Here is an 11,501-nt window from a genome sequence, read left to right on the forward strand (position 1 = left end):
ATGGCCAGGGCGCTGAGATTCCGGTTCTCAAGAGACGAAAGGCTGAAATATATAGCCCATTTGGATGTACTGAGGCTGTTTGAGCGGGCCATCAAGCGCGCCGGACTGCCTGTTGCCTATACACAGGGGTTCAATCCTCGCCAGAAAATTGTTTTTGGCCTGCCCATCGCGGTGGGACTGACCAGCTCCGCCGAATATGCGGATATTGAGTTTGATGAGGAGATGACGCCTGAATCATTCATATCGCGTATCAACCAGAGCCTGCCCGAAGGCATTGAGGTGATGGAAGCCGTGCCCGTCAGGAACATGGGCAGGATCATGAGCCTGATCGCGTCTGCCAGGTATGAAATCGCCTTCACCATCCCGCAGGCCATGGATCAGGATACGCTGAGCGGCATTGTGATCGATTTCCTGGATCAGGAAGATATCACAGTGATGAAAAAGACCAAGAAGGGCATGCGACCGGTCAACATCAGGCCGCTGATCTATTCCCTTTCGGTCAGAAAACCCGATGGCGACGGGTATATCATGGAGGCGTTCCTGAGCGCTGGGGCAGAAAACAACCTCAGGCCGGATCTGCTGATGCAGGCTTTTGCCCAGAAAACGGGGCTTGAACTCACGGTGGAATCCATACACCGCAGGGCGATGTTTGCGTCCGACTTCAATGAGTGGAAAAGCCCCCTTGAGGTGGCCGATGACTAAGGACGTTCTGATGGATGCCAGCATGGGCCAGATACGCCTGGCTGTCATGGAGGATGGCGAACTCGTAGAATTCTATGTGGAAGAGCGCGAAAAGGAAAGCATGCTGGGCAACATCTACCGGGGAAGGGTTGAACGGGTGGTGCCCGGCATGCAGGCGGCCTTCATCGACATCGGGCTTTCCAGGAATGCATTTCTCTATGTCAGGGATCTCCTGACCGATGGTGATCAAAACAATCTTTCCGGGGCATTACCCCCCATTGGGCATCTTCTGAAAGCAGGGCAGGAACTGACGGTACAGGTTGTCAAGGAGATGTCGGGGCAAAAGGGACCCAGGGTCACCACCCGCATCACGCTGCCCGGACGCTTCGCGGTGCTGCTCCCAAACCAGGACACGGCCGGGATATCCAAACGCCTGGATGACGGCGAGGAAAGAAAACGTCTGAAGGAACTGGCCCGGGCGTTGAAGCCCGAAGGCGCCGGGCTCATCATCCGGACTGCGGCCAGGCATGTTCCCGTGGAATGGCTGAAGGATGAGATAGAGAGTCTCATCGGGAAATGGAACAGGATTCTGGAGCAGCAATCAGGCGGACCTGTTCCCCGTTGCCTGTATCAGGAGACCGATTTTGTCAGCCACATGATCCGGGAGCATCTGACGCCTGATCTGAATCGCTTCATCGTCAATGACAGGGAGATCTGGGAACAGGTCAACCGGCTCCTGGATTCCGATTCACCCGGCTTCAGACCGCGGGTGGAGTATTTTGACAGGGACTATGATCTCTTTGACTATTACCAGGTGGAAAGCGCCATCAGCCAGGCCCTTTCCCGGAAGGTCTATCTGAAGAGCGGCGGTTACCTGGTGTTTGACAGGACGGAAGCCCTGACGGTGATTGATGTCAACAGCGGCAAATATGTGGGCCGCACCAGTCTTGAGGATACGGCCCTGAAGATCAACACCGAGGCGGTGGAAACCATCGCCAGGCAGGTACGGCTCCGGGATCTCGGCGGCATTATCATCATCGACTTCATCGACATGCAGGATAAGTCCCACCGGGAAGAAGTGGTGGCCAGGCTGAAAGAGGCGGTGAAACGGGACAGGACCCAAACCGTGGTGGTAGGGATGACCGGGCTGGGGCTTGTGGAAATGACCCGTAAGAAAGTCAGGCAGCCCCTTGCAGATTATCTGACGGTGGATTGCCGCTGTTGCGGCGGTACGGGCCGGCATCTGTCGCCCATGGTCGTTGCAAAGAGGGTGGAACGGCGAATGGCCCGGTATCTCATGAGCAATCATCCCGATTCCCTGGAGATCCTGGTCCATCCGGACATCCATAAGGTGCTGGAAGGGCAGGAGAAGGACAGGCTGGTAAAGCTCGGGGAGCAATATGCCTGTCAGATCCGGATCACCCCGTCCACCGATGTGGCTTATGGCGATATGCGCATGAGGGAAGGGCCGTGACAGGGCTTCAATAAATTCCTTGACAAAATCCATGCTTGCAGGTATAATCTCTCCTAATTACGGAATACCATGCATAAAGGCTATGACAAGAAAGAGTAGGATGCTCCGGGCTTCCAACAGAGAGTTCCCGGCTGGTGAGAGGGGCAGGAAACGGGCATCTGAATACATCTTCGAGCCGCGCACCCAACGCCGCTTTAGGCCAGTAGGCTGCGCCGTCGGGGCACACGTTACAGTGCCAGGGTATAAGCCGATATGGCCGTACCTGAATGAGGTTGATGCCACAGGCATCAACGAATTGGGGTGGTACCACGAAGCATCAGGCTTTCGTCCTCATGGGAGGATGAAGGCTTTTTTTATTGCTTTCTCTTTCGGAAGCGGCGGCAGGATGGGTGGACTTTAAGGGCCTTGGCTGGATGTTCCGTATGATACGACTATCACGAGGCAGGTGTTGCAAATGTTGCCGATCCACGAGCAAATGCGGATCATTGCAAAGGGAGCAGCGGAGATTATCAATCCGGAAGAGCTTCAAAGGAAGCTCCACGATGCCGCCGGGAAGGGAAGACCGCTGACTGTGAAGCTCGGTCTCGATCCGACAGCCCCTGATCTCCACCTGGGCCATGCGGTGGTCTTGAGAAAGATCAGGCAGATGCAGGAGCTGGGCCATCGGGCGGTCATCATCCTGGGGGATTTCACCGCCATGATCGGGGATCCCTCGGGGAAATCCAAGACCAGAAAGCAGCTGACCCATGAGGAAACCCTGAGAAACGCCGCAACCTACAAGGAACAGCTTTTCAGGATCCTGATGCCGGAAAGGACAGAAATCCGATTCAACAGCGAGTGGCTTTCCGGGCTGAACCTGGCCGCTGTTCTGGAACTGGCGGGAAAGACAACCGTGGCCAGGATACTGGAACGGGACGACTTTAAATCGCGGTTCAGCGCCAATCTGACCATCGGCCTCCACGAGCTGTTCTACCCGCTGATGCAGAGCTATGATTCCGTGGCGATTCAGGCTGACATCGAGATGGGCGGTACCGACCAGCGGTTCAACATCCTGATGGGACGCGATATCCAGAAACATTATGGGCAGGAGAGCCAGGTGGCCCTGTTCATGCCCATCCTGGAAGGTACCGATGGCGTTGAGAAGATGAGCAAGAGCCTTGGCAACAGCATCGGTATCAACGAGGACCCCAGAGTCATGTTTGAAAAGATCATGGCCATCCCCGACAGCCTGATCATCCGCTACTTTGAACTGTGTACCGATCTCCATCCCGACGAGGTGGATCTGTACAGGGAAAGGCTGGACAACGGAGAGAATCCCCGCGATATCAAGGCCTGCCTTGCCCATGAAATTGTCCGGCTTTACCATGGCAGGCAAGCGGCGGACGCTGCCCGGGAATACTTCAATACCGTGTACCGGGACAGGGAGCCGCCCAAAGATATGGTGGACCTGGATGTGTCCCCGTTCACCGATGACCAGGGGAACACGGACCTGGTCAGGATCCTTGTGAAGTCCGGATTTGCGCCCAGTTCCAGCGAGGCCAGAAGGCTGATCCTTCAGGGCGGTGTCAGGCTGAACGCGGAAAAGGTTAACCAATTCAGAATACCTGTCCGGGACGGGGATATCCTCCAGGCGGGAAGGAAGCATTTTACCAGGCTGTGCAAGCCGGACAGGACGTGCTGATCACTTGCGTGAATCCCTGTAAAGGTTTTCGACGGAACGGTCGTAGGTTGCCTCGCCGGCCTTGGAGAAAAAGCAGCCCGGCACCTCGCCGTACTTTCTGTGGTAGGCGACGCATTCGCAGCATTTTCCACGGCGTGAGCAAGGGTAAGTACAGGTACATGCGTTGCGGTTACTGCAATCCATAGTCCCTCTCCTTTGATTCAGATTGGCCCGTGCCTGGCGTCCTGGAGGCATACGCCGCTACGGCAGCAAAAACCTGAGCCTGCCGGTTCAAGGGCGTTTGCGACGGGAGATCAGGCATCAGGGCGTGGCTGATTTCTCCACAACCTAGTATAACAAGGGGATGGATGGATTTCAATTGAGTGCGCTCACGGCAGCAACCCCAGCTTCCTCGCCTGGGCTACGGCCTGGGAACGCCTTTTGACATGGAGTTTACCGTAAATATTATTGATGTGCCATTTGGCGGTGCCTATCCCGATATACAGATGGTGGGCGATCTGCTTGTTGGACATACCCTGGGCCATAAGGGAAAGGATCTCCTTTTCCCTTGGGGTCAGGGCGCCTAAAGCAGCCTGGTGCCTCATCCTGGATTTCTGCAAGCGATAAAGGTCCCTGTTAGTTTCCCGGAGCAGGGTCAGACATTCGGCTTTTTCTATCAGGAAGCGCACGGCAAGCCTGGAGTTGGTATAGATATCCACCGCTTTCTCCAGGTATTCGCGGCAATAGTTCATCTCCCGCATCTGATAATAGTATTCGGCGATCAGGATGGCAGCGGTCTGTGCGAAGGGAACGTTTTTGGCTGCATCCGGAGAATCGAACCAGGCGATCAGGTCGTTCATGCTGAAGCTTTCTATGTCCCCGTTGAACTTAAGCCTTGCCAGCATCAGCAAGGTGCCGATGGGGGTGTTTTTGCCATTGACCAGGTACTCAGCTTCCAGCAGTTCCTTGTCCGAATCCGATACCGGTACGCCTTCAAACAAGTTGATCTGGGCCCGCAGGGCGGCGCAGAGGGTATCGACATTTTCAAAGTTCAGCCCGGACAGCCGGCCGGCCAGTTCATCGATCAGGGCATAGGCCCGATCGTACCATCCGCTGATGCCATAGGCATAGACCAGATACATCTCCAGCACGCCGTACATCTGGACAAAACCCAGTTGGTATATCAGCTCCTTAACGCTTTCCAGGTGTCTGACGGCAAGCTTTTGTCTGTTCATCTCGAAAAAAGCGATGCCGAGCGGCAGCCGGAGCAGCTGGTATACGCTGCTTTTGTCCTTCCTGCTTAAGGCGGCCAGTTCGTTTCTGAAAAGGGTCACGATATCGGCAATTTCACCCAGGGCATGTTTCTTAAGTCCGTAACTGACCAGGGACATCACCGCGGGATAGTAGTATCGATGTTTCTTGAAAATATGGTATGCGCTGAAAAACTCATGGGCGGCCTTGCGATGGTCGCCTGTACCGGAAAGAAGCTGGCCGTAAGTCAGCCTGGCATTGGCTGCATAGAGGCTGCCGGGCTCCCTTTCCACGCTCTCAACAGAAAACCTTGCATACTTCAGGGCTTCTTCCGGGTTGGACGAGAAGACTGAAACCGCTTTGAGAGAATAGTATACGGCACTTTCAACCGACGATGTCAGCGTGCAGGTTTCCATGTCATCCAGGATTTGGGTCAGGCGCCGGTTATCCCCGCACATGAAGCAGGCCCAGCCCAGTATGAGCTTTTGGAATGGGGTAGTAAACCGATCATAGGGGATGTCCCCGACCAAAAGCATCATGGGCTTGGTATTTTGGGCAGTCATCAATTCCGCCGCGTTTTCCTCAAACAAGGAGAGGGCAGCATCATATGCCTTTTGCCCGATAGCATGTTCAATTCTCAGAAGGATGCCGTACAAATCCTTGCGCATAGAACCTCCCTGACTGAAAACGCCTGACACCACCAATATATTATTACATTGATAAATTTCTGGCAAGAAAAAAGGGACTGCCCATCGGGCAGTCCGAACTGTGTAGTAGGGTGGTTTATGGATAATGGCAAACAACTAATAACGATTGATCAGCTTTTGCCATATCTCCTCGCTGAAAGTGACCTTTTCGGCCAGATACTTCAGGGTATGCCGGTCATTGGCTTCCAGGGTGATAACCCTGGATTTACTTACCCAGTAGTCTATACCGGATTCCTCGAAGTTGGCGCGGTTTTCCTTGAAATTGAAGGTGACAAAAATGCTGGTGGTATTTGACAACTTTCTGTTCATGAACTTGTTCAGGGGATCTTCTTCCAGGATGTCCTGCCTGTAGGCCATCATAAATGCTTCCCGTTCCTCTGCGGTAACCAGATCCAGGATGGTCGGATTGTCCGCATTATCGTTGAAAAACACTTCGATGGAAATCAGATCGTTGGGTTCAACGGCAAGCAGGGGATTGGCCTTTTCCCTGTACTCATCCGAGCTTACCAGTTCCTTGAGCCTGTCTTCCAGGCCGCCCGTCCTGCCCTCGACAAAGGGGAGGATGTAGGATCTTTCCACGATTTGGCCGCTCTTGAGACGATAGGCAATATACAGGTTGAAATGGTAGAACCCGGAAGATTCATCGTAATAAATGTTCTCCCACCGGTCCTGCCTGTCGAGGGACGAAGCATTCCGGATGACAAACCGGTGAAGGGCTATCGCCTTTTCGATGGATTCGGGTCTTTCCAGAACACCCTGCCTCTGCTTCAGGTTTTGGATCAGTTGATCATCCAGCCTGGCGGGAGGTTCCACACCGTAGCTGTTGCTGAACATATACCTGTGCCTTTCGGGATTGTAGCTTTCAGGGTTCAGCGCGAGCATTGCGTATTCATCCGCATAATTGCTCACCAGCATGATCTCCACGTCCCGGGCATCGGGCACATAGCTTTCATATCCGAAGAGATCAAAGTTGATCGCACAGAGAAGCAGGACCATGATCAGGGCAAAGACGATAAAGCCCTTAGTTCTCCGGAAGACCCGGAAGGTTTTCCTAAGGAGCATTTCAGCGGCAAAGTAACCAATGAAGCCGCCAATCAGGTAACCTACCACAAAGACCGTGAAGCTCCTGCCAAGGTTCATCAGGCTGACAATGATATTGCCCAGTAGCGCCGAGGAACAGAAGGCCACGCTGTATTTGAAGACAGGTTTCATGATCTGGACGCTGACCACGTCACCAGCCGTTTCCATATGGCGCTTCAGATAGACAGCCCGTGCGCCCCAGGTGAAAAGCAATCCTGCCAGGAGATAACAGGCAATGGCCAGCCAGTCACCTCTGCCATATGCAAAATCGGTGAAGCATTCCAACAGGTAAGCGATGGGAGAAAAGAGGACCAGAAGGCTGTCTCTCGGCGGCACATAGCCGAAAAGAAGGGAGGACAGGACTGTTTCGATCACGTCTTCCAAAAACACGGCAAGGAAGTTGAATATGAAGAAGTACAGGGCATGGGCTGCCATGTGCCCGGTAAACATCCCCGCAAACACCGCAAACGAGTAGAACAGGAACAGGAAGACGGCTGAAACCAGGATCCAAAGCAGGGAATTGCCGATTTGTACGATGCCGATCACCAGTTCACCTGCGACCAAAATGGTGCCCGATATCAGCAGAGGCAGCATCACCAGGGTAAGGCCCGCCAGGTAATGGGTTGTAAAAAGGCTGTTCCTGGTGACGGGCAGCGCGTGGATCATGGCCGTATTGCTCTGAAAATGGATGTAGGAGAACATGGCCAGTGCAGCGATCAGGCTGAAAAAGGGAAACAGAAGGATTACCAGGGTATGGGTATGTCCGAAAATCGAACGGGCGATTTCACTGAGCATGAATCCTGCAAAAATGTCATGGCTTTCTTTTGATGCAATGCGCAGGAATCCAAGAATGTTCAAAGTCAGCAGGAAGGCGAATGCAAAGGCGATCAGCCAGAAGCGCTTCAGGTTGAAGACATAAATGCCTTTATTAAAGGATGATGTTTTTGACCGCATAGTTCATACCTCCCAGCTCATAAACGAAGATTTCCTCCAGGGTGAGGGGAAGGGCATCCATAATGATCGGATTGAGGTTTCCCACATGGCTGAGTATCCTGTCCCTGTCCCCGCGGACGATCAATACCCATACGCGGCCGGTGACCTGCCTGTTCAGGATGTCCAACTGGTTCATCTCCTCGGGCAGAGGGCCGTCAAAGGCCACCTGGAGCTTGATGATATTGTTCTGAATCTCAGAAAGGTTTCTCTCCAGGATGATTCGGCCCTCATGTATGATGCCCACATGATCGCAGACATCCTCCAGTTCCCGCAGGTTATGGGATGAGACAAATACGGTCATGTTCCTTTCGGCCACATCCTGCAGAAGAACGCTCCAGACCTTTCTGCGCATCACCGGGTCAAGCCCGTCCACCGGCTCATCCAGCAGCATGAGATCGGGTTTCAGGCAGATGCCCAGCCAGAAGGCCGCCTGCTTTTTCATGCCCCGCGACAGACGCCGGAGGCTTCTTTTCGGATCAAACGGGAACACTTCATGGAGCTTCTTGAAGCGCTCCTCGTCGAATAACGGATAGACGGACTGATAGAATTTTTTCATGTCCAGCAGGGTTGCCTGGGGGAAGAAGTAGATATCATCGGGGATGTAGACGACCCTGGACTTTACCTGGACGTTTTCAAAGCTGGGCTGGCCGTCGATGGTAATGGTGCCGCTGTCGGGAATAAAGACGCCGGCCAGGTGCTTGATCAGCGTGGTCTTGCCCGCCCCGTTGGGGCCCACCAGCCCGTAGACCGATCCTCTGGGCACGCTGATGTTCACACCGTTCAAAGCCCAAAAATCACCGAAGGATTTCTTCAGATCCCTGACTTCAATCATGGGATTCACCCTCCTTATCCGCCGAAATAGCATGCTCCATCAGTTCCAGAATCTCCTGCCTGGTCAGGCCCAGGTAATGCAGTTCCCTGATGAGGGGTCTGATGGAGGCCATGAGGGAATCAATCCGTTCCTGGTCTTTTTTGACCGGCGGAGCCGCCACAAAATTGCCCCTGCCCAGCACCGAATAGATGAATCCTTCCGACTCCAGATCCTTGTAGGCTTTTTGTATGGTGTTGGGATTGATGGAGGTAGTCTGCGCCAGTTCCCGGACCGAGGGCAGTTTCTCACCCTCCTTGAGGGCGCCGGTTATGATGAGCTGTTTGATATTGTCCTTGATCTGCTCGTAAATGGGTTTCGGACTTCGCACGTCAATGATGATGATAGCGATCCCTCCTTCCCTGCGGAGATCCCGGAAAAGCATAATAGGTGTACTAATACATATAGTACACTTATTATACTGAGTGCGTGAAGAATCTGTCAAGGAATTTGCCGTGCGCCAATCGCAAGGCCATGTTTACAATCCCCTTTTTCTGGCATATAATATTCCCAAAACTAAACGAAAGGCTTTGAAAGGGAGAGTAGGTATCGGAAATACCCAGGGAATGACCGCATTCCCGTCAGAGAGTCCGGCTGGTGTGAAAGGATGGGGAAAGCCTTTACCGAACATGGCCCTGGAGCTGCGCACCGAACGCTTGTTCAAGCCTTAGGCTGCGACGGATGCACCCGTTAGCGTGCCGGAGTATAAGCATGCCATTGGCATGCCGTACTCGCTGAGGCCTTTTCCCGCGAGGGAAGGGTGAACAGGGGTGGTACCACGAAGCAGATACGCTCTCGTCCCCAAGTAGGATGCTTGGGGGTGGGAGCTTTTTTGATGCGATCAATACGGACGGCGTAATCACCGGTTCACCCGATGTGATTTTCATGCGGGGGCGAACGGGCCCCGGCCGGGCACAGCCCGTTGGATGAACCATAACCGCTGAATTTCTGGGGAAAGGAATGGTGTTTATGAAAATATTGATCGGAGGCGCGTGGCCATACGCCAACGGATCGCTTCATATCGGTCATCTTTCATCCCTGATAGGAGGGGATGTCCTGGCAAGATACCACAGGCTCAGGGGCGACACGGTCTGCTATGTTTCCGGCAGCGATTGCCATGGTACGCCCATCACCATCAAGGCAAGGAGGGAAGGCGTTCACCCGTCGTCCATTGCGGAACATTATCACAGGGAGTTTGAGGACTCCTTCAGGCGGCTGGGCTTTACCTATGACAGCTACGGATGCACCACTTCATCTTACCATAAGGCTTTTGTCCGGGAATTCTTCACAGCCCTTCGACGTAAAGGCTTCCTGTATGAGAAAGAGGTTGAGCAGGCTTTCTGTGCAAAGTGCGGCCAATTCCTGCCGGATCGGTTCGTGATCGGAAATTGCCCGGTATGCGGGAAAAATGCCAAGGGGGATCAGTGCGACCACTGCGGAAGCCTTTTGGATCCTGTCCAGCTGTCGGACAGAAGGTGCGGTATTTGCAGTACCGAGCCCGAATTCCGGAAATCCACCCATCTTTTCATCCCGCTGAGCAGGCTTGAGAAGGAAATCCGGGATTACCTGGACAAGGCCGAACACTGGCGGGCCAATGCCGTTGGTCTTACCGGCAGGTATCTGGATGAAGGGCTTCACGACCGGGCTGCCACCCGGGATATTGACTGGGGCATCGATGTACCCATTCCGGGCTTTGAAGACAAAAAGATTTATGTTTGGCTTGAGGCTGTCCTGGGTTATCTCTCCGGATGCAGGCAGTGGTGCGAAAAAACGGGCAACAGCTTCGAGACCTTCTGGAATCCCGACAGTGACGATGTCCGGCACTATTATGTCCACGGAAAGGACAACATCCCTTTCCATACCGTCATCCTGCCTGCCCTCCTGCTGGCCCATGGCGGTCTCAGGCTTCCCGACAGGATCGTTTCGGCCGAGTACGAAACCCTTGAAGGCAGAAAGATATCCACCAGCGAGAACTGGGCGGTGTGGATTCCGTATCTTCTGGAGCGGTACCAGCCTGATTCCATACGCTATTTCTTTATAGCCAACGGGCCCGAAAAGAAGGATTCCGACTTCTCCTGGCTGGAGTTTGTCAACACCCATAACGCGGACCTGGCAGGACAGTTCGGGAACCTCGTCAACCGGACCTTGGTTTTCATCCAAAAAAGCTATGGGGCAAGGGTTCCCGAGGGATGCCCGGATGCACAAATCGGACCGGTGATTGAGGAAGCCTTCAGGCGGTGCGGGGAGTTCATCGAGGAAGGCGCGTTCCGGGACGCGCTCCAGTCGGCCTTCTCGCTGGTCCGTTTTGCCAACAAGTATTTTGATGACAGGAAGCCCTGGATCACCGTCAGGGAAGCTCCCGAAGATTGTGCCCAAACCCTGTTCAGCCTGGTACAGATCATCGGAAATCTCAGCGTTCTGCTGGAGCCGTTCATTCCATTCTCCTGCGAAAAAACCCGGAAGATGCTGGGCGATCTTGAGCCTTCCGGCTGGAAGCCTGTGTTCGTTGAGGCAGGCCGCAGGCTGAACGAGCCCGAGATTCTGTTCAAGCGCCTGGATAAGAAGGTGGCGGAAGAGGAGTTGCAGAGGCTTCGGGAGAGGACGACTCCCACCTGAAGAGATTGCCACGCCCCGCATAAGCGGTGCTCCCTTAATAAGCTCTCGTTTTCTTTTAATATCTCTGTTTTTCTTTATTTTTTACCTTGATAATATTGAGCTGTACTTCTGGATTGCTTGGTTTTCTTGGCAGTTTTGCGGATTTTGGGTATGACAATAAAACCGCATATG

The 11,501-nt window shown here is 53.7% G+C and carries 9 protein-coding genes and 1 other annotated feature; of the genes, 4 read left to right on the plus strand and 5 right to left on the minus strand.

Going from position 1 to position 11,501, the window contains the following annotated elements; all coding sequences use genetic code 11:
- The 3 genes from F3H12_RS01935 (at window position 1) to tyrS (ending at window position 3,836) form a co-directional block, all read left to right on the plus strand.
- Window positions 1-702, plus strand: a complete 702-nt coding sequence (locus tag F3H12_RS01935) for a TIGR03936 family radical SAM-associated protein (protein WP_149677658.1) — start codon at window positions 1-3, stop codon at window positions 700-702.
- Window positions 695-2,155: an Rne/Rng family ribonuclease gene (locus tag F3H12_RS01940; RefSeq protein WP_188118320.1), complete on the plus strand. Its 1,461-nt coding sequence runs from the start codon at window positions 695-697 to the stop codon at window positions 2,153-2,155. The genes F3H12_RS01935 and F3H12_RS01940 overlap by 8 nt, the downstream gene beginning before the upstream one ends.
- Before the next feature lie 73 nt (window positions 2,156-2,228).
- Window positions 2,229-2,490, plus strand: a binding site (T-box leader).
- A gap of 119 nt (window positions 2,491-2,609) precedes the next feature.
- Window positions 2,610-3,836: a tyrosine--tRNA ligase gene (tyrS, locus tag F3H12_RS01945; protein WP_149677660.1), complete on the plus strand. Its 1,227-nt coding sequence runs from the start codon at window positions 2,610-2,612 to the stop codon at window positions 3,834-3,836.
- On the opposite strand, the gene F3H12_RS01950 is transcribed toward tyrS, so the two are convergent.
- From F3H12_RS01950 to F3H12_RS01970, 5 genes are all read right to left on the minus strand, one after another.
- Entirely contained in the window at window positions 3,837-4,019 is a 183-nt protein-coding gene (locus F3H12_RS01950; RefSeq protein ID WP_149677661.1) for a DUF6485 family protein, read from the minus strand. It lies immediately after the preceding gene.
- A gap of 185 nt (window positions 4,020-4,204) precedes the next feature.
- Window positions 4,205-5,734 carry a response regulator transcription factor gene (locus F3H12_RS01955; protein WP_149677662.1) on the minus strand — a complete coding sequence of 510 codons (1,530 nt, stop codon included), beginning with the start codon at window positions 5,732-5,734 and terminating at the stop codon, window positions 4,205-4,207.
- Window positions 5,735-5,869: 135 nt separating this feature from the next.
- Window positions 5,870-7,807 carry an ABC transporter permease gene (locus tag F3H12_RS01960; protein WP_149677663.1) on the minus strand — a complete coding sequence of 646 codons (1,938 nt, stop codon included), beginning with the start codon at window positions 7,805-7,807 and terminating at the stop codon, window positions 5,870-5,872.
- The gene (locus F3H12_RS01965) at window positions 7,782-8,678 is read right to left on the minus strand and encodes an ABC transporter ATP-binding protein (RefSeq protein WP_149677664.1); all 897 of its coding nucleotides are present in this window, start codon (window positions 8,676-8,678) and stop codon (window positions 7,782-7,784) included. The genes F3H12_RS01960 and F3H12_RS01965 overlap by 26 nt, the downstream gene beginning before the upstream one ends.
- Window positions 8,671-9,099 carry a GntR family transcriptional regulator gene (locus F3H12_RS01970; protein ID WP_422822193.1) on the minus strand — a complete coding sequence of 143 codons (429 nt, stop codon included), beginning with the start codon at window positions 9,097-9,099 and terminating at the stop codon, window positions 8,671-8,673. The genes F3H12_RS01965 and F3H12_RS01970 overlap by 8 nt, the downstream gene beginning before the upstream one ends.
- A gap of 584 nt (window positions 9,100-9,683) precedes the next feature.
- On the opposite strand from F3H12_RS01970, the gene metG reads away from it, so the two are divergent.
- Window positions 9,684-11,330 (plus strand): methionine--tRNA ligase, encoded by a 1,647-nt coding sequence (gene metG / locus F3H12_RS01975; RefSeq protein WP_149677665.1) that lies wholly within the window; start codon window positions 9,684-9,686, stop codon window positions 11,328-11,330.
- Window positions 11,331-11,501 lie beyond the last annotated feature (171 nt).

This window comes from Thermoclostridium caenicola (assembly GCF_900142095.1).
Taxonomy (GTDB): domain Bacteria; phylum Bacillota; class Clostridia; order DSM-8532; family DSM-8532; genus Thermoclostridium_A; species Thermoclostridium_A caenicola.

Coding starts and splice junctions, on each gene's coding strand:
- metG (WP_149677665.1), top strand. CDS start 9,684: ATGAAAATATTGATCGGAGGCGCGTGGCCATACGCCAACGGATCGCTT.
- F3H12_RS01970 (WP_422822193.1), bottom strand. CDS start 9,099: ATGCTTTTCCGGGATCTCCGCAGGGAAGGAGGGATCGCTATCATCATC.
- F3H12_RS01965 (WP_149677664.1), bottom strand. CDS start 8,678: ATGATTGAAGTCAGGGATCTGAAGAAATCCTTCGGTGATTTTTGGGCT.
- F3H12_RS01940 (WP_188118320.1), top strand. CDS start 695: ATGACTAAGGACGTTCTGATGGATGCCAGCATGGGCCAGATACGCCTG.
- F3H12_RS01935 (WP_149677658.1), top strand. CDS start 1: ATGGCCAGGGCGCTGAGATTCCGGTTCTCAAGAGACGAAAGGCTGAAA.
- F3H12_RS01955 (WP_149677662.1), bottom strand. CDS start 5,734: ATGCGCAAGGATTTGTACGGCATCCTTCTGAGAATTGAACATGCTATC.
- F3H12_RS01960 (WP_149677663.1), bottom strand. CDS start 7,807: ATGCGGTCAAAAACATCATCCTTTAATAAAGGCATTTATGTCTTCAAC.
- F3H12_RS01950 (WP_149677661.1), bottom strand. CDS start 4,019: ATGGATTGCAGTAACCGCAACGCATGTACCTGTACTTACCCTTGCTCA.
- tyrS (WP_149677660.1), top strand. CDS start 2,610: ATGTTGCCGATCCACGAGCAAATGCGGATCATTGCAAAGGGAGCAGCG.